This is a genomic window from Amycolatopsis sp. NBC_00348 (genome assembly GCF_036114655.1).
Lineage (GTDB): Bacteria > Actinomycetota > Actinomycetes > Mycobacteriales > Pseudonocardiaceae > Amycolatopsis.
The window spans coordinates 7423628-7448156 of record NZ_CP107994.1 but is presented as its reverse complement, the minus strand read 5'-3'; the positions used below and the strand labels follow the sequence as shown (position 1 = coordinate 7448156).

The 24529-nt window shown below is 71.0% G+C and carries 18 protein-coding genes; 9 read left to right on the top strand and 9 right to left on the bottom strand.

All coding sequences use genetic code 11. From position 1 onward, the window contains the following. Positions 1–645 precede the first annotated feature (645 nt). Entirely contained in the window at positions 646–1503 is an 858-nt protein-coding gene (locus OHS58_RS32645; protein ID WP_328645047.1) for a DUF72 domain-containing protein, read from the bottom strand. A gap of 286 nt (positions 1504–1789) precedes the next feature. After that, entirely contained in the window at positions 1790–2551 is a 762-nt protein-coding gene (locus OHS58_RS32640; protein WP_326957235.1) for a DUF4253 domain-containing protein, read from the bottom strand. A gap of 233 nt (positions 2552–2784) precedes the next feature. On the opposite strand from OHS58_RS32640, the gene OHS58_RS32635 reads away from it, so the two are divergent. After that, positions 2785–3357 (top strand): DinB family protein, encoded by a 573-nt coding sequence (locus OHS58_RS32635; protein WP_328645046.1) that lies wholly within the window; start codon positions 2785–2787, stop codon positions 3355–3357. Positions 3358–3360: 3 nt separating this feature from the next. Here OHS58_RS32635 and OHS58_RS32630 read toward each other — a convergent pair whose 3' ends face one another. Continuing rightward, positions 3361–5007: a DNA repair helicase XPB gene (locus tag OHS58_RS32630; RefSeq protein ID WP_247058562.1), complete on the bottom strand. Its 1647-nt coding sequence runs from the start codon at positions 5005–5007 to the stop codon at positions 3361–3363. Between the two features lie 89 nt (positions 5008–5096). Between OHS58_RS32630 and OHS58_RS32625 the strand changes: the two genes are divergently transcribed. Beyond that, positions 5097–5780, top strand: a complete 684-nt coding sequence (locus OHS58_RS32625; protein ID WP_326957237.1) for an LppU/SCO3897 family protein — start codon at positions 5097–5099, stop codon at positions 5778–5780. On the opposite strand, the gene OHS58_RS32620 is transcribed toward OHS58_RS32625, so the two are convergent. Further along, on the bottom strand, positions 5777–7159 hold the full coding sequence (locus OHS58_RS32620; RefSeq protein ID WP_328645045.1) for an FAD-dependent oxidoreductase: 1383 nt from the start codon (positions 7157–7159) through the stop codon (positions 5777–5779). The genes OHS58_RS32625 and OHS58_RS32620 overlap by 4 nt on opposite strands. Positions 7160–7217: 58 nt before the next feature. Further along, on the bottom strand, positions 7218–8183 hold the full coding sequence (locus tag OHS58_RS32615) for an ABC transporter substrate-binding protein (RefSeq protein ID WP_326944725.1): 966 nt from the start codon (positions 8181–8183) through the stop codon (positions 7218–7220). 186 nt (positions 8184–8369) lie between these two features. On the opposite strand from OHS58_RS32615, the gene OHS58_RS32610 reads away from it, so the two are divergent. The 6 genes from OHS58_RS32610 (at position 8370) to mdlC (ending at position 16981) form a co-directional block, all read left to right on the top strand. After that, a complete protein-coding gene (locus OHS58_RS32610) occupies positions 8370–11138 on the top strand; it encodes a sensor histidine kinase (RefSeq protein WP_328645044.1) in 2769 nt (922 codons plus the stop codon). Between the two features lie 12 nt (positions 11139–11150). Continuing rightward, on the top strand, positions 11151–11828 hold the full coding sequence (locus OHS58_RS32605; RefSeq protein WP_328645043.1) for a copper homeostasis protein CutC: 678 nt from the start codon (positions 11151–11153) through the stop codon (positions 11826–11828). A gap of 421 nt (positions 11829–12249) precedes the next feature. After that, positions 12250–12462, top strand: a complete 213-nt coding sequence (locus tag OHS58_RS32600; protein WP_247058548.1) for a hypothetical protein — start codon at positions 12250–12252, stop codon at positions 12460–12462. A 48-nt stretch (positions 12463–12510) separates the two neighbouring features. Further along, positions 12511–13464 (top strand): hypothetical protein, encoded by a 954-nt coding sequence (locus OHS58_RS32595; protein WP_328645042.1) that lies wholly within the window; start codon positions 12511–12513, stop codon positions 13462–13464. Positions 13465–13621: 157 nt separating this feature from the next. Next, positions 13622–15274, top strand: a complete 1653-nt coding sequence (locus OHS58_RS32590; RefSeq protein ID WP_328645041.1) for a S53 family peptidase — start codon at positions 13622–13624, stop codon at positions 15272–15274. Between the two features lie 120 nt (positions 15275–15394). After that, the gene (gene mdlC, locus OHS58_RS32585; RefSeq protein ID WP_328645040.1) at positions 15395–16981 is read left to right on the top strand and encodes a benzoylformate decarboxylase; all 1587 of its coding nucleotides are present in this window, start codon (positions 15395–15397) and stop codon (positions 16979–16981) included. Positions 16982–17059: 78 nt separating this feature from the next. Here the strand turns inward: mdlC and OHS58_RS32580 are convergent, their stop codons facing one another. From OHS58_RS32580 to OHS58_RS32565, 4 genes are read right to left on the bottom strand one after another with little or no spacing between them, the layout of a single operon-like run. Then, positions 17060–17917 carry an ABC transporter ATP-binding protein gene (locus tag OHS58_RS32580; RefSeq protein ID WP_326944719.1) on the bottom strand — a complete coding sequence of 286 codons (858 nt, stop codon included), beginning with the start codon at positions 17915–17917 and terminating at the stop codon, positions 17060–17062. Between the two features lie 17 nt (positions 17918–17934). Further along, positions 17935–18768, bottom strand: a complete 834-nt coding sequence (locus OHS58_RS32575) for an ABC transporter permease (protein WP_247058538.1) — start codon at positions 18766–18768, stop codon at positions 17935–17937. Then, the gene (locus OHS58_RS32570) at positions 18765–19535 is read right to left on the bottom strand and encodes an ABC transporter permease (protein ID WP_247058536.1); all 771 of its coding nucleotides are present in this window, start codon (positions 19533–19535) and stop codon (positions 18765–18767) included. The genes OHS58_RS32575 and OHS58_RS32570 overlap by 4 nt, the downstream gene beginning before the upstream one ends. A 4-nt stretch (positions 19536–19539) precedes the next feature. Beyond that, complete coding sequence (locus tag OHS58_RS32565) at positions 19540–20565, bottom strand: ABC transporter substrate-binding protein (RefSeq protein WP_442788273.1); 1026 nt, start codon at positions 20563–20565, stop codon at positions 19540–19542. 702 nt (positions 20566–21267) lie between these two features. Here OHS58_RS32565 and OHS58_RS32560 point away from each other — a divergent pair. After that, positions 21268–24513, top strand: a complete 3246-nt coding sequence (locus OHS58_RS32560) for a sensor histidine kinase (RefSeq protein ID WP_328649897.1) — start codon at positions 21268–21270, stop codon at positions 24511–24513. Positions 24514–24529 lie beyond the last annotated feature (16 nt).

Sequence of the window (24529 nt, the reverse complement as noted above, 5' to 3'; positions counted from 1 at the left end):
CTGCGGTGGCGGTTCGGTGTCTGGTGGCGATGCGATCGAGTGGGTGAGGCTCGGTGGTTGCGGCGGCCGCTTGGTGTCTGGTGGTGATGCGGGTCGGGTAGGCGAGGCTCTATGGTTGCGGCAGCGGCCCGATGGCGGCGCTGCTGATGGGCGAGGCTCGGCGGCGGCTCGGTGTCTAGTCGTGATGCGGCCGGGCGGGCGAGGCTCGGTGGTTGCGAGAGCGGCTCGGTGGCCGGTGGCGGCGGGGCCCGCGCGCTATCGATGTGTTGCGCGGAGTTCTTGGCCGGCTTCACCTGCTCGGTGGGTTCTCCTCGGCCACGGCGGTGCAAGTCTGCGCGCGAGCCCACTGCGCGGCCGAGTTCTGCGAGTGGACCGGGCTCCCGCCCGACGTTGGAGGCGCGTTTGGAGTGGGAGGCGCTGCTTGGCGAGGGCCCTGTGAGTGCGGAAGTCCATGCGAGGCGAGTGGTCAGAGAGCGGCGTGGGTTGTGGCTGCTCGCGGCTGGACCTGCTCGGCGTGGTTCGCGATGGTGCCGGCGGTCGCGTCAGCTGGGCGGCTGTGCGCGTGCGGCGGACCGCTCGCGTGCTGACCCCCAGTCGCGGCACGCGAGGCGGTCCCGCCCGCTTTGTCATCCAAGACCGGGGCGCTCACTGTCCACTCACTGTCTTGTTCGCGGGCTTGACGCCCAGCATGTCGGCCAGGGTCTGCGCGTTGCGCGGGGCCTCCACTTTGGCGTCGTTGTCGAAGTAGACGTGGACGTCTCGCTTGCCGTCGTCGTGCCAGGTGCGGATCTTCGCCGCCCACTCGCGCAGGGCCTGGTCCGAGTAGCCGCTGACGTACAGCTCCTCGGCGCCGTGCAGGCGGACGTAGGTGAAGCCGGCGGTCTGGTCCTCCAGGAACGGCCACTTGCCTGCCGTGTCGGCGACCACCAAGGCGATCCCGTGGTCCCGCAGCAGCTTCTTCGCCGCGGGCTCCGCGAAGCTCGGGTGGCGGACCTCCAGCGCGTGCCGCAACGGCCTTCGTGCCCCTGCCTCCAAGTACGGCTTGGCCTTCAGCTTGTCGTCGTGCTTCGCCGCCAGCTCGGCCGCGTCCGTTGTGGTGCGTGGGAGGAGGGCGAAGAAGTTCGCGAGGCGGTCCGGGTCGAACGTGAGCCTCGGTGGTAGCTGCCAGAGGAACGGCCCCAGTTTCGCGCCTAGTGCGAGGACGCCGGACGCGTAGAAGTTGGCCAGCGACGTCTCGACGTCGCGCAGCTGCTTCATGTGCGTGATGAAGCGGCCGCCCTTCACCGCGAAGAGGAAGTCCGACGGCGTCTCGTCGAACCACGCGCGGAAGCGCTCCGGGCGCTGCAGCGAGTAGAACGAGCCGTTGAGCTCGACCGCGTTCAGCTGCCGCGACAGGTATTCGAGCTCGCGGCGCTGCGCCAGGCCCGGCGGGTAGAAGTCGCCGCGCCACGGCGGGTAGCGCCACCCCGATGTCCCGATCCGGATTTCGGCGATCGTTCTCACCGCCTTCCCGCGGTGCGTGATGCCCGTTCGCCGGGGTGCCCAAACGCGCCCGAGCGGCCACCGTCCGGACCGGTGGACCGCCGGCCGGGACAGCTGACCCAACTTCGTGGACGGCCGTCTCGCCGGGCCTTTGACGCGCTTGCTCATCGCGCCGCCCCGCGCCGGGCACCCGCCCCGCACCGGGCACCCGCGCCGCACCCGCGGGCCGCGGGACGCAGTGGGCGGCGCGCGGCCCGCGGCGAGGATCCGGCGGCGAGACGCCCGGAACGGTTGCCGCTGCTCGGTTTCACGCCCAGGAGAACCTCCAGTGCCGGGCCTGCACCAGGTCCGACGCGTACTCGCGCAGGTTGCCCGGCTGGGCCGCGAACGTCGGCAAGCTGAACGCCCGGTGCTCCGCCGCCACCGACAGCGCCCTCGCCTGGTTGCGGGGTGGGGCCGACACCGACAGCTCGATCGCGTCGAAGCCCAGCACCACCAGCGTCGCCCCGAACCGCTCTTCCCAGCTGCGCAGTACCGCAGACAGCTCGGCGACCTGGTCGGTGCACTTGATCATGCCCGTCCAGCCCAGCAGGGCCGGGATGTCCGCGGGCCGCTCGGTCTGGACCAGGCCGAGCCGGTGCGGGGCGCGGGTGGCCAGGATCGAGCCCGTGTTGCCCGCCTCGGCCAGCGGGTCGGACCGGCGCGGGCTGCGCTTGGCCAGCCCGGGGAACTTCGCGCTGAAGGGGCGCAGGCAGGCGCCGTCACAGCAGGAGCCGTCCCACCAGCGATCGAGCACGCTCAACGCGTCGGCCGAGGCGACCCGGTGGCCGGCCGGGGCGAGCCGGCCGCGGTCGTCGATCCAGTCCTCGCCGTTGGCCGCGAAGCGCTGGTCGTGCGGGATCAGCACCGGCCACAGCCCGGACCGCTCGAACTCGGCCACGCAGCCCAGATAACGCTCGGGCCGGGTCAGTGGCAGGTCGGACACCCACAGCCGGCCGTGCCACGCCCCCGGTGGCAGGGTCTGGACCGGCGGCGCGGGCGTACCGGGGCGGAGCGGTGCGATCGTCATGACGTCCCCTCGAACTTGTGTTCGGCTGTACTCGTCGAACAGTAGTTCGAGGGTCTGACAATTTCCAGCGTCGCGCCCGCTCATCCGTTCGGGTGAATCCGGAAAAGTGCAGGTCAGGGCACTGGGTGAGACGTCTGTGGCGAAAGTTGTTCCTGTGACGATCCACTGGGCCGAACGGGGACGCCGCGACCGCCGAAAGCACGAGGTGCGCTCGTTGGTGCAAGCTGGAACCCGTGATCGACGACTTCGCGAAGGACTACCTGCACAGCGACCTGCGAGAGATCCGGGAGGAGATGCTCGGGAAGCTCGACGGGCTGTCCGAGTACGACATCCGGCGCCCGCTGACCGCGACCGGGACCACCCTGCTCGGCCTGATCAAGCACCTGGCGGTGGGCGAGGCCCGGTACTTCGGCGAGGTCTTCGGCCGGCCGTCGCCCGACGCCGTCCCGCGGTGGGACGACCTCGAGCGGCGCGGTATCGACATGTGGGCGACCGAGCACGAGACGCGCGAGGAGATCATCGGCCGCTACCGGCGTGTCTGGGCGCACTCCGACACGACGATCGCGGCGCTGCCCGTCGACGCGCCCGGCCACGTGCCCTGGTGGCCGCGGCCGCACGTCAAGCTGTTCAACGTCCTGGTGCACGTGCTCACCGAGACCAACCGGCACGCCGGGCACGCCGACGTCCTGCGTGAGCAGCTGGAGGGCACGCCGCCGGCGGACAGCGGGCGTGACCAGGCGTTCTGGGCGGCGCGGTGCGCGGAGGTCGACCGGGCGGCGCGGGCCGCCGCGCCGGTCGCCCCCTGAGCGTCAGAGCGGCCGGAGCAGGTCGTCCGCGTCGACGATGTGGTAGGCGTACCCCTGCTCCGCCAGGAACCGCTGCCGGTGCGCCGCGTACTCCGTGTCGACCGTGTCGCGCGAGACGATCGAGTAGAAGTGCGCCTGCCGCCCGTCGCCCTTGGGCCGCAGGAGCCGGCCGAGCCGCTGGGCCTCCTCCTGCCGGGAGCCGAACGTGCCCGAGATCTGGATCGCCACCGACGCCTCGGGCAGGTCGATCGAGAAGTTCGCCACCTTCGACACGACGAGCGTGCGGATCTCGCCACGGCGGAACTTGTCGAACAGCTCCTCGCGCTCCTTGTTCCGGGTGGAGCCCTGGATCACCGGCGCGTCGAGCTCGTCGCCGAGCATCTCCAGCTGGTCGAGGTAGGCGCCGATGACGAGGGTCGGCTCGCCCGCGTGCTTCGCGACGATCGACTTGATCACGGGCGTCTTGGTCATCGCCGTCGCCGCCAGCTTGTAGCGCTCGTCGGCCTCGGCCGTCGCGTAACCGAGGCGCTCGGCGTCGGTCAGCGTCACGCGGACCTCGGTGCACTCCGCCGGCGCGATCCAGCCCTGCGCCTCGATGTCGCGCCACGGCACGTCGTAGCGCTTCGGCCCGATCAGCGAGAAGACGTCGCCCTCGCGGCCGTCCTCGCGCACCAGCGTCGCCGTCAACCCGAGGCGCCGGCGCGACTGCAGGTCCGCGGTCATCCGGAACACCGGCGCGGGCAGCAGGTGGACCTCGTCGTAGACGACCAGGCCCCAGTCGCGCGAGTCGAACAGCTCCAGGTGGCGGTACTCGCCCTTGGTCTTGCGGGTGACCACCTGGTAGGTCGCGATGGTGACCGGCCGGACTTCCTTCTTCTCGCCGGAGTACTCGCCGATCTCCTCTTCGGTCAGCGACGTCCGGGCGATGAGCTCGCGCTTCCACTGCCGCCCGGCGACGGTGTTCGTCACCAGGATCAGCGTCGTGGCCTGCGCCTTCGCCATGGCGGCCGCGCCGACCAGCGTCTTGCCGGCGCCGCAGGGGAGCACGACGACGCCGGAGCCGCCCGCCCAGAAGGCCTCGGCGGCCATCCGCTGGTAGTCGCGCAGCTGCCAGTCCGTCTCGTCGAGCGCGATCGGGTGCGCTTCGCCGTCGACGTACCCGGCGAGGTCCTCGGCCGGCCAGCCGACCTTGAGCAGCGCCTGCTTGAGCCGCCCGCGTTCGGACGGGTGCACGAGGACGGTGTCGTCGTCGATCTTCGCGCCCAGCATCGGGCTGATCTTCTTGTTGCGCGAGACCTCGGTGAGGACCGCGCGGTCGGTGGTGGACATCACCAGCCCGTGCGCAGGGTGGTTGGCGATCTGCAGCCGCCCGAAGCGGCCCATCACGTCGACGACGTCGATCAGCAGCGGCTGGGGCACGGGGAAGCGCGAGTACGTCGTCAGCGCGTCGACGACCTGCTCGGCGTCGTGGCCGGCGGCGCGGGCGTTCCACAAGGCCAGCGGCGTGATCCGGTAGGTGTGGACGTGCTCCGGGGCGCGTTCGAGCTCGGCGAACGGCGCGATCGCGACGCGCGCGTCGTCGGCCTGGGGGTTGTCGACCTCCAGGAGCACGGTCTTGTCGGACTGGACGATCAGCGGGCCATCAGTCACAACTACTGTTATACGTGCCTCGCTCCGGCCCGCTCCGTTCGCGGGTCCGCCGGTGGGACGATATGCCGAGGGGATCACTGGAGGGCACGTTGACCACACCACCGTCCGACGACAACCCGTTCCGGACGCCGGACTACGCGACGCCGTCCGTGCCGATGCCGGCGGCCCCGATGCCCGGGGGACCGATGCCGGGGATGCCGATGCCGGGGATGCCGGGAATGCCGCAGCGGCCGGGGATCCCGCACTGGTTCAGCGTGAAGGTGCGGATCACGCTGATCGCGTGCGTCGTCGCCGCGCTGGGGCTGGGCGCGCTGGGGGCGATGAGCATCGTCTGGATCCACCAGGCCGGGCCGCCGTCGGACGGCGAGTGCCTCTACCTGACGCGCGAGAGCGGTGAGCAGCTCGCCTACCACCGCGTCGGCTGCGGCGAGAACAGCGCGACGTTCAAGGTGGACGACAGCTACCGCGGGACGTTCAGCTGCGGGGCCAGCGATGACTACGTGCGGTTCCAGATCAGCGGCTCCGGCACCGACCGGACCCTCTGCCTCGCGCTGAACGTCAGCACCGGCGACTGCCTGCGCGACGTCGACGACGACGCCGCGGTCGCCAAGGTCAGCTGCACCGACCCGACGGCGCAGATGCGCGCCGAGGTCGTCTCCGGCTACGGCGTCACGGACCCCGAGGAAGCCTGCGGCGACGCCGAGAAGGCCCTGAAGTACACCGGTCCGCCGCGCCGGATCGTCTGCCTGAGCCAAACCGGCGAGAACATCTAGCCGAACCACCGGCCCAGCTCGGCAGGCTCGACGGCGTACCCGTCCGGCCGGACGAGCAGCTGCCGGCCGCGGTACTCGCTGTCGGCGGTGGTCGCGTGCACGACGTCGGCCTGCCCGGTGAAGCCGGCCGGTTCCGGGTGGTCGCCGAGGTCGAGCAGCAGGCCGCGGCCGCCGTGCAGCAGCGTCGAGAGCCGCGTCGGGCCGGCCGCCGTCGTCAGGTCGAGGTCCGGGACGCGGTGCGCGCCCGGGTAGCCCACGGCCAGCCCGGACATGAGCCCGCTGAAGTAGCGGTTCCCGTCCGGCGTCCGCATCAGGTCGACGACGATCTCGCGCAGCGCCTCGACGTTCTCGCCGCGGTCCGGCGTCGTGAAGACGCGCTGCGCGGCCGTGTGCCGCAGCACCCGGGCCGCGGCCGGGTGGCGCTCGTCGTGGTAGCTGTCGAGCAGCCCGGCCGGCGCCGTGCCGCGCACGGTCGCGGCCAGCTTCCAGCCGAGGTTCATCGCGTCCTGGACGCCGAGGTTGAGCCCCTGGCCGCCGAGCGGCGGGTGGATGTGCGCGGCGTCGCCCGCGAAGAGCACACGGCCGTGGCGGTAGCGCTCCAGCTGCCGTGTGGCGTCGTTGAACCGCGACGCGCCGTGGAGCTCGCCCAACCGCGTCTCGGCGCCGTAGAGGGCTGTCAGGGCCGCGGTGACCTCGGCGTCGGTCACCGGCGCGTCGCGGCCCGGCTGGGTCGCCGTGGTGCCGAAGACGAAGCGGTGGGTGCCGTCGCCGAGCGGGGTGAGCATCGCCCAGTGGCCGTTCGCCTGCCGCGTCACCTCGCTGAAGTGCGCCATCCGCGGCGGGACGAGGGCGGACGCCGCGGCGAGCGTGATGTGCGCGAGCGTGGCGACGTAGGTCTCGGTGCGGCCGGGGAAGGGCAGCCCGAGCCGCTTGCGGACGGTGCTGTGCGCGCCGTCGCAGGCCACCAGCCAGCGCGCGCGGAGCCCGTCGACGGTGACGCCGTCGTCGTCGGCCTCGACGGTCGTCACCTCGAACCCGCGCCGGAGCACCGTGCCGTGCTTGACGGCGTGCTCGGCCAGCATCTCCTCGACGTCGTCCTGGCTCCGGTTGCGCACCCGCGGGTGGCGGGTCCGCCAGACGCTGTGGTCGAGCGCGACCGGCAGGCCGGCGAAGTGGCCGCTCGGGCCGTCGAGCGTCCGGTCGGCCGGGTCCAGGCCACGCAGGTCCAGCAGCTCGGCGGTCCGCGGCTGCAGGCCGACCGGCCGCGGCAGGCCCGGCCCGTCGCGGCGGTCCACGACCGTGACGGAAACCCCGGCCAGCGCGAGTTCGGCGGCGGTCGTCAGGCCGGTGGGGCCGGCGCCGGCGATCAGGACATCCATGTGCACTCCCCAAGTAGACTGAGTGCAAAAGTAGACCAAGTGCAGAGTTTGGCGAAACCTAATAAGCGTTCTGGTCCGGCAGGAGCGCCTGGACGTCGAGGCGGTCGGCCAGCTGGCCGGAGTTGTGCATCAGGTCCGCGACGCGCTGCAGCCGGATGCCGTTGAGCGACGCCGGGTACGAGCCCAGCGAGATGAGCGCGGCCGTCGTCGTGTCGATGTCGGAGAACTTCGGGAGCGAGTCGCGGACGATCGCCGGGTCGGTCGCGCTCTGCTGGGCCGCGCTCAGTGCCTTGCGGAACTCCGCGAGCGTGCGCGGGTTGGCCTGCGCGAACGGCTTCGCGGCGGCGTAGCCGGACAGCGGGAAGCCGAGGGTCGCGCCGCGGGCGCCGTCGGCCAGGATGTGCGCGCCCAGGTCCTTCTCGGCGCGGGTGATGTACGGCTCGCTCATCAGCGCCGCGTCCGCGTCGCCCGCTTGGAGCGTCTGCGGCATCCGGTCGAACGGCACCTGCTTGAACTTGATCTTGGCGACGTCGACGCCGGCGGTGCCCAGCACCGAGCGCGCGGCGAGCGCGCCGACGTCGTCGAGTGCGTTCACCGCGATCTCCGGTGCCTTCTTGGCGGTCGGCACCGTGTAGTCGGAACCCGGCAACGTGACCAACGCCATGGTGTTCGGGCCGGACGTGTACGCCTCGCCCTGGAGCTGCAGCGCCGCACCGCCCGCCGCGGCGCGGAACATCGCGATGTCACTGGCGAACGTGACGTCGAGGTCACCGGCCGCGACCTTGGCCAGCCCGTCGTCGGCGCCCAGCTCCACGAGCTGCACGTTCAGGCCCGCCGAGCCGAACTTCCCGGCGTTCACGGCGATGCGCAGCGGGGCCGTGTCGATGGCGTTGCCCACACCGACACGCAGAGTGGTCCGTTCCAATGGCGGTGGCGCGGCCGTTGAACCGGAATTGAACAGGCTGCAGCCCGCAGTCGCCAGCAGCGCCGCTACCAGCGGAATCGTCCATCCGCGTCTGATCATGAACCGCCACCTACCGCGAGAATCTGATTCTCGTGCTGGATCGTATGGTCCGCGCCCCATACGATCGCGGGCAGGGCCGGATCGCACCAGCGCGGCTTTCGGATCTTCATCGAGCGGGCTACCGTTCAGTAGGTTCGAGGTGTCGGTAGGTCCGCGGGTTCCTCCCGCGGTGGAAAAGGAAACCAGGTGACCCGTCGCGACAAGCGTCCCCGCAAGGGTGGCGACGCGGCGGATCCGCGTCCGGCCGGCGGCCGCTGGCGATTGCGGAACTGGCGCCTCGGCACGAAGCTCTTCGCTGTCCTGCTCATTCCCGCGCTGGCCGTGATCGCGCTCGTCGGCCTGCGGATCAGCACGGACCTGCGTGACGCGCAGCAGCTCGCGGAGTTCGCGACCCGCGGCCGCGTCGACAGCACCGTCGCCGAAGCCATCCACGAGCTCCAGCGCGAGCGTGACCTCACCGTCCGGTTCGTCGCGCAGAACCGCTTGGGGGACACCGCGGACCTCGCCGGCCAGCGCAAACGCGTCGACCAGGCGATCGGGACGTTCGAGCGGACGCTGGCCGACAGCCGGCCCCGCCTCGACGCGAAAGCCGCGGAAAGCCTGCAGCAGAGCGACGACCGGCTGCGCGTGCTCGGCGGTCTCCGGTTCTCCGCGGAGCACTCCGCGTTCCCCGCCGACGCCGTGCTGCGCTCCTACAGCGAGCTGATCTCCGGCCTGCTCGACATCAGCGACTCGGCCGCCGCCGACGTCTCGGACCCCGAGCTCGCGCGGTTGCGCTTGGCGGGCAACGCACTGGCCCGGATCAAGGACCAGCTGTCGGTCAAGCGCGCGGTGATGGCGGAGGCGCTCGCCGAGGGCACGCTGAGCCGCGACCGCACGCGCGCGCTGCTCGGCGCCGAAGCCGAGCTCGCCGCCGCGAGCAACGACTACCGCACCTTCGCGACCCCTGACCAGCAACGGATGTTCGACGACACGGTGATCGGCCTGGTCGTCGACATCGGCAACGACATGGTCGAATCCGCGCTCACCCGCACCGAAAACGGCCAGAACCTCTCGGGCCTCGACCCGAACCAGTGGGACGTTTCGGCGACCCACACGGTGAACCTCGCCCACCAGGTGCAGCAAGCGCTGCTGGTCCAGTTGCAGGAACGCACGGACACCCTCGCGACGCAGGCCCGCGCGGCGGCGATCTGGGACGGCGGGGCGGTGCTCGCCGTGCTGCTCGTCGCCGGCGTCCTGTCGGTCGTCATCGCGCGGTCCCTGTTGCGCCCCTTGCGGATCCTGCGCCGCACGGCGCTGGAGGTCGCCGAGCACCGGCTGCCCGCGGCGGTCCAGGGCCTGCTCACCGACCCCGAACCCGCGCCGGAGAACCTCCGCAAGCGGCTCGCCGTCGCGCCCGTCCCGGTGTTCACGCGCGAAGAGGTCGGTCAGGTGGCCCGTGCGTTCGACGCGGTGCACGGCGAAGCCGTCCGGCTGGCCGGCGAACAGGCGATGCTGCGCGAGAACGTCAACGCGATGTTCGTCAACCTCTCGCAGCGGAGCCAGGACCTCGTCGAACGGCAGCTTTCGGTGCTGGACCGGATGGAGGCCGACGAGCAGGACCCGGACACCCTCGCCGGGCTGTTCGAGCTCGACCACCTCGCGACGCGGATGCGGCGCAACAGCGAGAACCTGCTGGTCCTGTCGGGGCACGACTCCGCGCGGGAGGACGCCGGCGCGGTGGCGGCCGACGAGATCATCGGCGCCGCGCTCTCGGAGGTCGAGCACTACCAGCGCATCGAGCTCGGCCCGGCGCCGCAGGTCGCGGTCCGCGGCGAGGCCGTCAACGACCTCGTGCACGTCGTTTCGGAGCTGCTGGAGAACGCGACGCGCTACTCCGGCGGCGGCACGGTCACCGTCGCCAGCGCCGAAACCCACGACGGCGACTGGCAGATCGAGATCACCGACCACGGCGCCGGCATGCCGCAGGCCGAGATCGACCGCACCAACACGCGCCTGGCGAACCCGCCGGACGTCGACGTCGAGGTGTCGCGCCGGATGGGCCTGTTCGTGGTCGCGACGCTGGCCAAGCGGCACCGGATCGACGTCCGGCTGAGCGCCGCCGACGGCAGCGGGCTGGTCGCGACGGTGCTGGTGCCGACCGGGCTGATCGTCGAGCTGCCGCCCCTGCCCGCGCCCCCGCCGCCCGCCGAGCCCGAGCACGCCCCGGAACCCGAGCTGCTGGCGCCGCTGGCCCCGCTCACGCAGCCGGAACCGGAGCCCGAGGGGCCGGAAGAGCTGACGCCGCCGTCGATCGAGGCCGGCCCGCCGCGCCGCGCGCCGGTGGTGGCGCGCGAGCACGCCCCGGAGTGGCCCACCGCGGAAGACGACCCGCACCTGGACTTCGACGCCCCGACCGAGCGGATGCCCGCCTACCGCGACGTCCTGTCCCGCTGGTTCGACGCCGCCGCGCCGCCCGAGGTGCCGCGGCGCGCGGCCGAGCCGCGCCCGATCGCGGAAGAGCCCCGCCCCGCCGAGCCCGAGCCGCGCCATGCGCTGGCCTCGGGGCTGCCGCTGCGCGAAGCCGCGCCCGTCCCGCCACCGCCACCGCCACCGCCCCCGCCACCTCCGCCGCTCGCGCCGCAGCCGGTGGCCGCCGAGCCGAACCCCGACGACGAGGACACCGATCCCCAGTTCCCGCCGGTGCCCCCGCCTGTCGCGCTCCCGCAGCCGTCCGCCGCGATCGAGCCCGAGTACCAGTGGCCGACACCCGCGGAGCTGGAGCAGGAAGACGGCGCCGAAGACACCTGGCCGTTCCTGCAGCCGGCCGACGCCGCGGCCAGCCCGGGAGCGGTGCCGGAGCAGCGGCCGATACTCTCGCTTTCCCCGGAAGCGGTGCGCGAACGGATGACGAGCCTGCAAGGCGGCTTCCGGCGAGGGCGGCACGCGAGGGGAGAAGACACCCGGAACCAGTGAAACGGATGAGGCATGAGCTCGAAGACGCCCCTGCTGGAAGTGATCGCGCTGGACGCGGCGGACGCCGAAGGCGCGCAAGCGGGCGGGGCCGACCGCCTCGAACTGGTCGCGGACATGGCCCAGGACGGGCTGACGCCTTCGCTGGAGACGCTGCGTGATGTTCAGTCGGCGACCGATCTCCCGATCCGGGTCATGCTGCGGGACAACGGTTCCTTCGCCGCCGGGGACATCGAAGGCCTGCGCGCGGACACCGCCCGGCTGATCGACGCGGGCGCGCGCGAGTTCGTGTTCGGCTTCCTGAACGTCGACAGCGAAATCGACCTCGACGCGTGCGAAGCACTCATCAAGGAGATCGACGGCCTGCCCTGGACGTTCCACCGTGCCATCGACCGTACGCGCGACCCGCTGCGCGCGTACGACCAGCTCGCGGCGCTGGGCTGCGACACGGTGCTCGCCGCGGGCCACCCGAACGGCGTCGGCAGCGGGCTGTCCGTGCTGCAGCGCCTCGCGCAGCGCGACAACGGGCCGGAACTGCTCGTCGGCGGCGGCCTGCGCGCCCAGCAGGTCCACCTTCTGCGCGCGGGCGGCGTGCGCGGGTTCCACGTCGGCAGCGCGGTCCGGCCCGGCGGCTGGCAGTTCGCGGTCGACGCTGAATCGGTTCGCACGTGGGTCGAACTCGTCAAGTCCTGATCGAACTGCGAATTCTGCGCGTCACGTGAGTCATGATTACGGGATTCGCAGGGTGCGCCGGCGTGCGCGGTAAGCACGTTCTTTCGCGGCGAAATCCCATTTCGACGTTGCAAAAGCCGAGCGGCACCTGCGCGTGCGGATGCACGCGCAGGTCACGGCTTTGACCTGGTTGGCGGCTGATTTCGCGCAGATCGACTCGCTACGGTTGTCCCGCATTTCGCGATCCGGCCGATGTTCAAGAATCGTTCTGCAGTGCGGGAGGCGGCGCTGTGTGCGCGCGTATTCAGTTCAAGACGAGCTCGTGGCCAGGCCAGCAGGAACCGAAGAACTCGACCATCCGGTGGGTGTTCGTCGCCTGGGGGCGGCTGATTCCCCGCGAATGTCGAACCAGTGTGTCCGGAACAACCCGGAAGGTCGAATCGTGACCAGCGCGATCCCGCGGCAACGCGGAACCGGAACGTCCGAAGACGAGTTCGCCCACCTGGGACTCGGCAGTTCGCTCGCCCTCGGCGGCCTCCTGGCCGTCGTCAAGATCGCGGAAACCGCCACGGGTGTGGTGCTGACCGCCACCGGGGTACTCCCCGGTGGCCACCCCCCGAAGGAACGACCCGGGGCGTGGTCCGGAGGGGAATGACCGGGAGCTGCCACGGGCGGTGGCTCTCCAGGAAGACGGAGGGCTGCCATGACCGGCAGTGACGGCCGGGAGGACCCGCGCGGCGCCCGCGTGGGCCTCACCGACGTGCGACGGCTGGAGGAAGCCGTCGCGGAGCTCCGGGCCCGGGACTACCGCCAAGGCGGCGGGTCCTGCGCCGAGGCGATCGCGGCGCGGTTGCCGGTCGCGGCGGACCTGCTGGCCGGCACGATGCGGGACGCCGTCCTCGTGCGGCTCTGCACCGTCGTCGCCGATCTGTACAACCTCGCCGGCTGGACGAGCTTCGACGAGAACCGGCCCGCGGCCGCGCTGGCCGCCTTCGCGCGGGCGTTGGAGCTGGCCGTCGAGGCCGGGAACGACGACCTCCAGGCCAACATCCGGTACCGCACCGGACGGCTGCACCTGCACTACGGCGCGGTCGACGCGGCACTGGCGGAGTTCGCGCGCGGACGCGAAGCGGCACTGCGGGCGAGGTCCCAGCGGGCGCAGGCGATCCTGTCGGCCAACCAGGCGTGGGCGTACGCGAAGAAGGCCGACGTCGCCGCCGCGCTGACGTACCTGCGCCGCGCGCGGGCCGAGTTCGCGGCCGCGCACGAGACCGAGGTGTCGCCGTGGGCGGCCTTCTTCGACGGCAACGACATGGCGGCGATGACCGGCACGGTGCACGGCGAGCTGGCCCAGGTGGTCGACGTCCGGCACGGCCGCGCCGGGATCCGCGCCCTCACCGACGCGATCGCCGGCTACGGCCCGGACATGACGCGCAGCCGGGGCCTGACGGTGATCTGGCTGGCCACCGTGCACGCGCTGGACGGCGATCTCGACGTCGCCGCGAGCGTTGGGCAGGAGGCCATCGAGCTGGCCGGCGCGCTGCGGTCGCCGCGGACCCGGCAGCGGCTGCGGACGCTGTCGGCGGCGGCCCGCCGGTTCGCCGGTGACGGGCACGCGCAGGAGATCGTCGAGCGGATCGACGAGCTGCCGCGTTGACCATCGAATTCCCATGAAATGGTAAACGGTGCGGAAACGAAAATGGGAACCGCGAAATGACCAACAAAAGTAGGTTGGTTGCCGACTTATGCTCCTTGGCAACCTGCTGCGAGCATTCCGCGCAGGCCCGGTCCCCACCGCCGAGAGGAATTCTCCCATGCGCTTGCGCAAGCTCGTCGCGGCCGCCGTGCCGCTGCCGGCGTTGCTCGGCCTCGCCGTGGCCGTCCCGGCCGCCGCGGCGACGGAACCCCTGGTCACACTGGCCGACTCCGCCGCTCCGCTGGTCAACAGCGCCCGCACCGGCGACGTCGGCGCGGCCCAGCAGATCACCGCGGCGCTCTCCCTGAAACTGCACAACCAGCAGGCGCTGGAAAGGTTCCTCGCCGAAGTGCAGAACCCGGCCTCGCCGCAATACCACCACTTCCTCACGCCGGCGCAGTTCAATGCCGAGTTCGGTCCGACGCAGGCCGACGTCGACAAGGCCGTCTCATTCCTCGGGAAGGCGGGGGCCACCGGGATCGAGGTTTCCGGCAACCGGCAGGCCGTCACGTTCCACGGTTCGGCGGCGCAGCTCGAAGCGGCGTTCCACACCCGGATCGGGAACTACCACGACACCGTCTCCGGCCGGAACTTCTTCGCGAACGACTCCGCGCCGACCGTCTCCGCGGACGTCTCGGGCGTCGTGGCGAACGTCGTCGGCCTGGACGACCACGCCGTGCGGACGCACTCGTCCCAGGCGTCCAAAGCCCAGCCGAACGTCGTCAAGTCCGTCACCCCGCCGATCCTCAAGACCGCGTACGGCACCAGCGGTCTCTCGGCGACCGGCAGCGGCGTCAAGGTCGGCTTCGTCGAGTTCGACGGCTACAAGAAGGCGAACGTCACCAAGTACGACAGCACGTACGGCCTCTCGGCGGGCTCGGTGACGACGGTCCCGGTCAGCGGCGCGAACTACGACTCGTCGCCCGGTGACGGCGAGATCGAGGTCGAGCTGGACATCGAGGTCGTGCACGCGCTGGCCGCGGCGGCCAACGACTACGTGTACGAAGCGCCCAACTCGAGCGCCGGCGAACTGGCGATGTACCAGAAGATCGCGTCGGACCACACGGTCAACGTCGTCTCGATCTCCTGGGGCGCCTGTGAATCCGCCGAGGGCTCGAGCGCGGCGAAGAGCGTCAGCAATGCGATCGCGACCGGCACCGCGGAGGGCATCTCCTACTTCGCGGCGGCGGGCGACGACGGCACGACCGACTGCTACCGCCAGACCGGCTCCACCGCCAAGGCCGTGGACTTCCCGGCGTCCAGCCCGAACGTCACGGGCGTCGGCGGCACGCAGCTGACGGTGACCTCGTCGAACGCCTACAGCAGTGAGAAGGCGTGGAACGACGGCGCGTCCAACGGCTCGACCGGCGGCGGCATCTCGACGGTCTTCACGGCGCCGTCCTGGCAGTCCACCCAGAGCACCACGAACCGCAAGGTCCCGGACGTCTCGGCGGACGCGGCCAGCGGCTCGGGCTACTACATCTACACCGCGGGTTCCTGGGAGACGGTCTGGGGCACGTCCGGCGCGGCCCCGCTGTGGGCGGCCTTCGCGACGCTGCAGAACCAGGTCCACGGCGGCGGCCTGGGCAACCTGAACCCGAAGTTCTACTCGATCGGCAACGGGTCCTCGTACGGCACGGGCTTCCACGACGTGACGACGGGCAACAACACCCTGCACGGCACGACCGGCTTCACCGCCGGCACGGGCTACGACCAGGTGACCGGCTGGGGCTCCTTCAAGGGCTCAGGCCTGTCGGGCCTGATCGGCTGAGACCCCAAGTAGACCCCAGGTAGGTCCGTGAAGGCCTCCTTACCGGCGCTAAGAGCCGGTAAGGAGGCCTTCACGGCTTTTGGTGGTTTCTTTCGCAGCGCTAACGGTTAGCCTGGGGGCATGCTCAAGCGCACGGTGCTGGACGCCACCCGCGAACTCCTCCGAGAACTCGGCCTCACCACGGTGTTCGGCAACCCCGGCACCACCGAGGTCCCGTTCCTGACGGAGTGGCCGGACGACTTCGACTACGTCCTGGGGCTGCAGGAGTCCGCCGTCGTGGCGATGGCCGACGCCTACTCCCAGGCCACGCGGCAGGCGGCGCTGGTCAACCTGCACTCCGCCGGCGGCGTCGGGCACGGCCTCGGCAGCATCTTCACCGCCTACAAGAACCGGACGCCGCTGATCATCGTCGCCGGGCAGCAGGTGCGGTCGCTGCTGCCGCACGATCCGTTCCTGGGCGCGATGGACGCGCCGGAGTTCCCGAAGCCGTACGTGAAGTGGTCGATCGAGCCCGCGACGGCCGAGGACGTCCCGGCCGCGCTGGCGCGGGCTTATCACGTCGCGACGCAGGCGCCGTCCGGTCCGGTCTTCGTGTCCGTCCCGGCCGACGACTGGACCGTCACGACCGAACGCCCGATCGTCTCCCGGCCGCGGATCCGTGGCTTCGCGCCGGATCCCGAAGCCGTCGCCGAACTCGCCGCCGCGTTCGCCGCCGCCGAACGGCCCGCCATCGTCGTCGGCGGGGCCGTCGACCAGGACGGTGCCGTCGAGGAGGCCGTCGCGCTCGCCGAGCGGGTCAACGCCGGCGTGTGGGTCGCGCCGATGTCGTTCCGGTGCTCGTTCCCCGAGGATCACCCGCTGTTCCAAGGGTTCCTGGACCCCGAGCGCGGCACGATCTCGGACAAGCTGGCCGCCTACGACCTCGTCGTCGTGCTCGGTGCGCCGGCCTTCACCTACCACGTCGAGCGCGGCCGGGGCGAAGCTCCGCTGCCGCCGCTGTTCATCGTCAGCGACGACGAGCAGATCCTCGCGCGGGCCTTCGAAGGCACCGGCATCCGCGCCACCTTGAAGCTCGGCATCCGCGCGCTCGTCGACGCCGTCGGTGAGACGAGCCGGCCCGCGCCCGCGCCGCTGGAGCGGCCAGCGAAGCCGGACGGCAGCGCGCTCACCGGGGCCTACTTCTACGCGACGCTCGCGGAGGTCCTGCCGGACAACGCGCTCGTCGTCGAGGAAACCCCCAGCCACCGCGCGGTGATGCACGACCACCTGCCGATCACCGCGACCGACACCGGCTTCCTGACGATGGCCAGCGGCGCACTCGGCTACGGCGTCCCGGGCGTCGTCGGCGCGGCCATCGCCCGGCCGGACCGCAAGGTCGTCGGCGTGATCGGCGACGGCTCCAGCATGTACGGCATCCAGGCGCTCTGGACGGCCGCGCGTCAGGAACTGCCGGTGACGATCGTGATCCTGGACAACACGGAGTACGCGGCGGTCCGCATCCTCGGCGACGCGATCGGCGGCTCCAAGCTGCCGGGCACGCAGCTGGGCGGGATCGAGTTCTCGGCACTGGCGGCGAGCATGGGCTGCCAGGGCATCGCGATCACCGAGCCGGCCGCCTTGGCCCCGGCGTTGACGGCGGCCCTGGCCGACGACCGCCCGACCCTGGTCCACGTCCGGGTCGTGCCGGAGAACTCCACCATCTACTGAAGTCCGTGAATGCCACATCGAGGGACACTACGTCCCTCGATGTGGCATTCACGGACTTGGAACTGTCTACTGTGGACGTCAGCGACGGGCCTTGGCCCGCTGCTCCTTGGCCTGCTCGGCCATCGCCCATTCGGCGGCGTCGGAGGCGGCCTTGGCCGCTTCCTCCGGGGTGCCGCCGTTCAGCAGCCGCGCCACTTCACCGCGCAGCGTCACGAACTCCAGCGACTCGCGGGTCGCGATCTGGTCGCGGTCGGCCGGCAGGTCCACCCGCAGGTCCGCCACGATCGACGCCGGCGACTTCGACAGCACCAGCACGCGGTCGGACAGGTAGACGCTCTCGTCGATGTCGTGCGTGACGACGAGGATCGTGGCGCCCTGCTCGCGCTGCACCCGCCGGGTCAGGTCCTCGAGCTCGAACCGCGTCTGCGCGTCGACCGAGGCGAACGGCTCGTCCATGAGCAGCAGCGACGGACGGCTGGCCAGCGCGCGGGCGATCGACACCCGCTGCTGCATCCCGCCGGACAGCTGCCACGGGTACTTCCCGCCGACGCCGGACAGCCCGACGTGCTCCAGCGCCTCGGCGGCCCGCTTGCGCCGCTCGGACCGGGAGATCGAGCGCCACCGCAGCGGGAACTCGACGTTCTTCTGCACCGAGAGCCACGGGAACAGCGACCGGCTGTAGTCCTGGAAGACGACGGCGAGGTCGTCCGGCACGCCCGAGACGCGGTCGCCGTGCAGGCTGACCGTGCCGTCGGTCGGCGGGGTCAGCCCGGCGATGCAGCGCAGCAGCGTCGACTTGCCGCAGCCGGACGGGCCGACGATGCTGGCCAGCTGCCCGGCCTCGACGGTGAACGACAGGTTGTCGACGGCGGTGTGCGCCTTGGGGCCGGAGCCGTAGCGGTGACTGACACCGGACACTTCGAGCATGGTTGACATTGAGGGCCTTTCCACCGTCAGTCGCGGCCGAGGCGGGCCGGCTGCCACGCCAGTACCCGTCGCTCCGCGGCCAGGAAGATCGTGTTGAAGACGTAGCCGAGGATGCCGAGCAGCACCAACCAGGACCACATCGACGGGAAGTCGAAGTCCTGCTGGGCGTTCAGCAGTGAGCGCCCGATACCGAAGGAGGCTCCCACCAGCTCGGAGACCACCATGAGCAGCAGCGAGATCGACAGGCTCACCCGCAGCCCGGCGAAGATCTTCGGCGCCGCCGCGGGGAGCACGACCATGCTGATCCAGTACGCCTTGGGCGTGCGGAACGACCGCGCCGTCTCCACCTTGACCTGGTCGACCGAGCGGACGCCGTCGACCGCGTTGAGCAGCACCGGCCAGATCGCGCCGAAGATGATCGACCCGACCTGCATGCCCGAGCTCAGCCCGAACAGCACCGCGAACACCGGGATCAGCGTGGGCGGCGGGATCGAGCGGAAGAAGGCGAACAGCGGCCCGAGGTAGTCCATCGCCTTCGGAGACCGGCCGACCAGCACCCCGAGGACGATACCGACCACGGACGCCAGTGCCCAGCCGCCAAGCATGTGACCGAGGCTGGGGAACACGTTGTCGAACACCGCGTCAGTGAGGAAGAGGTGGTCCGCCGGCCCGGTGAACCACAGGTTCGCGGCGCGGACCGCGATCTCCGAGGGCGGCGGGAAGAACTTGCTGCCGCCCGCGCGGGCGGCGAACTCCCAGAGCACCACGAGGACCGCGAAGAGCAGCCAGTTGCGCAGGACCGCGGTGGCGCCGCGGACGGCGCGCCTGCCGACGCGGCCGGACAGGGTCGCGGCGGTCACGCGATCGCCTCCCGGTCCACGGTGCTCCAGCGGAACAGCCGCTTGCCCACTTGCTCGAGCCCTTCGTTGATGAGGTAACCCAGCAAGCCGGCCACGACGGTGCCGGCCAGCACGAGGTCGAACCGGGTCGAGCCGGTGCTGGAGACCAGGATGAAGTTGCCGAGCCCGACCTCGGAGCCGGCCAGGAACTCGGTGCTGACGACGGCGATCAGCGCGATCGTCGCCGACAGCCGGATGCCGGTGAAGACGAACGGCGCGGTGAACGGCAGCGCGACCGACGTCAGGATCCGGAACCGGCTGGTCCCGGACGCCCGCGCGGTCTCCATCAGCACCGGGTCGATCTCGCTGAGCCCGTAGATCGTGTTGAACATGATCGGCCACAGGGCGGCGTACACCGCGAGGGTGATCTTCGCCTCCGGCCCGGAGCCGATCACCAGCAGCACCAGGGGGATGAGCGCGGCGACCGGGATCGGGCGGAGGAACTCGACGATCGCGGCGGTGGCGTTGCGCAGCACCGGCACGCTGCCCAGCAGCAGGCCGGCGGGCACGCCGACGGCCACGGCGATCAGGATCGCGATCAGCCAGGCGAGCATCGTCGCGATGACGTCGCGGATGAAGGAGGCGTCGCCGAGCAGTTCCCCGACGGTGACGAGGACGACGCTGGGCGGCGGGATGAACGTCTTGCTGACCAGGCCGACCTGGACGACGACCTCCCAGAGGAGGAGGAAGCCGACCAGGCCGGTCAGGTTGCGGAGCAGTCTGGTCACGATGTCAGCTGGCAGTCGCCTGGGGGGCGATCATCGACGCGGCGTCGACCGCCGTGTTGATGGCACCCAGCTGCAGCAGCAGGTCGGGGACGCGCTGCATGCGGCGGGCGTCCAGAACCGAGCCGTAACCGGGGATCGTCAGCAGCTTCGCGGTGTCTTCGTCGATCTTCGCGTACTTGACCAGCAGCGGCTCGACCTTCGAGCGGTCGTTGATCGCGTCGCGGGTCGCCTTCTGCATCGCGCGCTGGAAGGCCGCGAGGGTCTTCGGGTTGTCCTGGACCCACTTCTTGGGGGCGCCGTAGCCGGTCAGGGGGAAGTCCTGGCTGGCACCGGTGTTGATGTCGATCACCGGGGTGGCGCCGACGTTCTTGGCGGCCTGGGTGATGAACGGCTCCGGCAGGTACGCGGCGTCGACCTGGCCCTGCTGCAGCGCGGCCGCGATGTTCGGCAGCGCGAGCGTGACCCACTGGACCTTGTCCGAGGGGACACCGTGGTCCTTCATCACGGACTTGGTCAGCAGGTCGGAAGCCGTGTTCTTGGCCGTGATGGCGATCCGCTTGCCGGCGAGGTCGGCGACGGTCTTCACCGGCGAGTTCGGCACCGTGACGATGGCGTTGCTCTTCGCGTTCACGGAGGAACCGTCGGCGACGAGCTGCATGTCGGCGGCGCCGGTGCTCTTCGCGATGAAGAACGGCGTATAGGTGGAGAGGGCGATGTCGGCTTCGCCGGAGATCGACTTGGTCATCGAGGCCTGGCCGCTGGCCGCGACCACGGACTTGACGTTGAGGCCCTCGGCCTTGAAGTAGCCGCCGTCCTGGGCGAGCCAGAACGGGCCCAGGTCGGTGGTCGGCAGGATGGAGACCGTGATGTTCGGCTTCTCCAGGCCACCCCCGTTCGACGAGGCGTTCGAGTCGTCCGAGCCGAGCGCGCTGCAGCCGCTGGCGGCTGTCACGGCGGCGGCGGTGAGGGCGAGCCCGAGCGCGGCACGGCGAGTGCGAACCCGGCCACTGCTCCTGGCGTTTCCAAGCAAGGCCTGCTCCTTGACGAAGGTGACGGTTGGTGTACCGAATCCAGTGAAAGTGCGTGACTCATTGTCCGGAGACACGCGGGCCACTGTAGACAGCGTGACAGCCTGCTCACAACGGGTGGAAGCAATACCCGGACGAGTGGTACGCATCACTCTTTGGGCCTCTGGTCTAGACCCGCTGCTCCACTCGCCGTAGCAGAACACCCAGCGTAGGACGGGGATCCGCAAAAAGGGATCACCAGTTGCGCGTCGACTGAGCGAACGCTGTGCAACATCCTGCGCGTGTTGTCGGGAGGGTTACATCTTCCCCGGCCGTTCGCTACCCTCTGCACCTGCGGGGAGGTTTCAACCTCCGATGTAGTGAGAGAGAGTCCCTGGATGGCCGATCAAGAAGACCCACATTGGTCTACCAGGACACGCTGTGCTTTTCCTGAGAGATTCGCCCCCGCAGTAGAGACCACAGCCAGGCCGGGCAGAGCCGCCGCGCCGGTGGGATAGGCCGACATAGACCGATGCAAGATCAGCGCAGGGACCCGACCGTGATGCTCCAGCTGAACCGATTCCGCCCGCGAGGGCGGCGTTCGGGCACCCCCGTCGAAGACGATCTTTTCACCCGTACGGGTACCGTCTCGCGCTGGGCTCCGACCGACCGGCCGGTGCGCCGGTATGCCAGGAGCGTGCGTACGAGTGGCTGAGGAGAACGTGATGCGCCCCGGCGGGCGCTGGACCGACCAGGGCTTTACGAGCACGAACGATGATGGTGGTGCGGCGGTGCCGAACGAAGACGCCGCGGGGGTGGGAGGGACCCCTGCGCAGTCGCCCGGAGCGAATCCGGGGAAGAAGTCCGGATTTTTCTCCGGCATGCGTGACTGGCGGCTGCGGTCCAAGCTGGCCGCGGTCCTGATCATCCCTACTCTGACCGCGTCGGTGCTGGGTGCACTGCGCGTGGTCGACGACGCCCAGCAGGCGGCGGAGTTCCAGCGCACCGCCGACCAGGTCGCGTTCGCGGTCAAGGTCACCACGGTGGTGCACGAGCTGCAGAACGAGCGCTCGCTGGCCGTCGCGCGGATCTCGTCCGCCAACCAGTTGCTGCAGACGGGGCTGGACGCGCAGATCGCCAAGGTCGACCGCGAGGTCACCGACCTCAAGGGCGCCGCGTCGACGTTGAAGAACGACGACCAGGCCACGACCGACCGCTACGCCCGCGGCATCCAGCGCCTCGACGCGCTGCGCCCGCTGCGTGCGGCCTACGGCGCGCAGAACGGCCTGCCGGACATCACCGTCATGACGGCGTACTCCGGCATCGTCGACGCGCTGATCGAGCTGGGCCGCGAGGTGACCACCGCGGTCACCGACCGGGACGTGCTGCGCCTCGGCACCAGCACGCAGGCGATCAGCGAGGCCAAGGAGTTCACCGTCCGCGCGGACGCCGACCTGCAGATCGCGGCGTACCGCACGAACTTCCCCGGTGACCTCCTGGACCAGACGCGTGCGGCGGCGTCCAGTGCGGACGCCTCGGTCATCTCGTTCCTCGCGAACGCGGACGACGACCAGCGGCAGCTCTACAACGACACCTACTCCGGTCCGGAGGTCGACGACCGCCGGCGGATCCAGACCAGCGCGTTCGCCTCCGCCCAGCTGGGTGAGGCGCCGAGCATCGAGCCCTCGACCCTCAGCAAGGACAGCACGGTCTCGGCGGACAAGCTGCACGCCGTCGAGTCGAACCTGCTGGCCCAGCTGAAGACCCGCGCGGACGACCTGGCCACCGCGGCCGTCAACTCCGCCTGGATCGGCGGTGCCATCGTGCTCGCCGCGCTGGCCGCCGCGATCGCGCTGATGCTCATCGTCGCCCGCCTGATGCTGCGCCCGCTCCGGGTGCTGCGGAAGAGCGCGCTGGACATCGCGTACACCCGGCTGCCCGAAACCGTGCAGAACATCCTCGACGACCCGGACCCGGTCGGCGCCTCGAAACGCGCCGTCCAGCCCGTACCCGTCGACTCGCGCGACGAGATCGGCGAGGTGGCGCGCTCGTTCGACATCGTCCACGAGCAAGCCGTCAAGATGGCCGCCGAGCAGGCCCTCCTGCGCGAGAACGTCAACGGCATCTTCGTGAACCTCTCGCGCCGGTCGCAGCGGCTGGTGGAACGCCAGCTCGGCGTCATCGACCGGCTCGAGGCCGACGAGCAGGACCCGGACCACTTGGCCAGCCTGTTCGAGCTCGACCACCTGGCCACGCGGCTGCGGCGCAACGGTGAGTCCCTGCTGGTGCTTTCGGGCGCCGGCCTGGCCAAGTCCGTGCCGAAGCCGGTGCCCGCCGCCGACGTCATCGGCGCCGCGGTGTCCGAGATCGAGCAGTACGCCCGGATCGAGGTCGGCATCGTGCCCGACGTCGCGGTCCAGGGCCTCGCGATCCACGACCTCGTGCACGTCCTGGCCGAGCTGCTCGACAACGCGACCTACTTCTCCGAGCCGGAGACGAAGGTCATCGTGCGGGCGGTCGTCACCCGGCGGAAGGCGCTCGCCATCCAGGTCACCGACCACGGTGTCGGGATGGGCGACGACCGGCTGGCCGAGGTCAACGCGCGGCTCGCCGAGCCGCCGGACCTGGACGTGTCGGTGACCCGGCGAATGGGCCTCTACGTGGTGTCGCGGCTCGCCAAGCGCCACGGCATCGAGGTCCGGCTGCGCGAGAACGAGGACATCGAGGGCGGCGTCATCGCCCGCGTCGTCGTCCCGGCCGAGCTGCTCACCCAGCTCCGCCCGGGCATGCCGCGCCAGCAGCTGACCCAGACGCCGCCGCAGAACCGGTCCGAGACGTCGATGTCGATGCCGAGCATCCCGGTGCCGTCGATCCCCGACTACGAGCAGACGCAGACGCACCACCACACCCCGCCGCCGCCATCGGCCCCGCCGGTGCACGAACCGGTCGCCAACCAGGGTGGGCTGGTCCCGCTGGACCAGCCGATCAGCCTGGACGACCTGGTCAGCGGCGGGCGTGCGGCAGGCCCGTTCCTGTCGCCGGAGCTGCCGAAGCCGGAGACGCCCGCGTGGCCGACGGCCGAGGACCTCGCGCCGCTGACGCCGTCGCCGAACGGCGACGGGGCCAGCCACAGCGCGGACACCCGGTTCCAGCCGCTGGTGCTGCCCAAGCGCGAGCCGAAGTACGTCCCGCCGGAGGAGCCGCCACCGCCGCCACCCGTGGCGGACGTCGGCTCGTCGGCGCTCGAAGACGATGTACCCACCCGGCGGCTGCCCATCTACCAGTCGGTGCTGTCACGCTGGTTCAGTGAGGGCGACGAAGCGGGCACGGCCGATCCGGTGCCGGCTCAGGCCGACGCCGCGGCCGACCCGATGCTGCCACCGCTCAACGGGCTGGCCGACGAGCCGCGGCACGAGGCTCGTCGCGAGCCCGCACCGCGGTACGAAACCGAGCGCGAGCCCGTTCGCGATCGGGAGCCCGTCCGTGACCGTGAGCCGGTCCGCGACCGCGAACCCGTTCGTGATCGCGAACCCGTCCGGGACCGCGAGCCGGAGCCCGAGCGCGTCGACGAGCTGCAGCCGACCGCGGCGACGAGGCACCCGCTTCTCCCGCCCGACGACGGCTGGCACAGTGCCTCCGACGAGGGCTGGAACGCGGCTCAGTCGCTGCTGGAGGCGAAGGACGAGGAGATCACCCCGGCCGGGCTGCCCAAGCGCGTCCCGAACGCCTACCTGGTGCCCGGGTCGATCAACAGCCCCTCGTCCGACGCGCCGGCGCAGAACAACTTCGCGGACAACACCGGTGGGAGGCCCGGAACGGGTGTGATCACCCGCTCGGCGTCCACGGCGCGGAGCCGGATGGCAAGCTTCCAACGTGGCTACACGTCCGGACGGCACGCGTTGAAGGAACGCACGGACGAAGACGGTGTGTTTCCGATGAATGGCAACACCACAGACAGCAGTGAGGAGTGAAAGTGACACGGGCGGG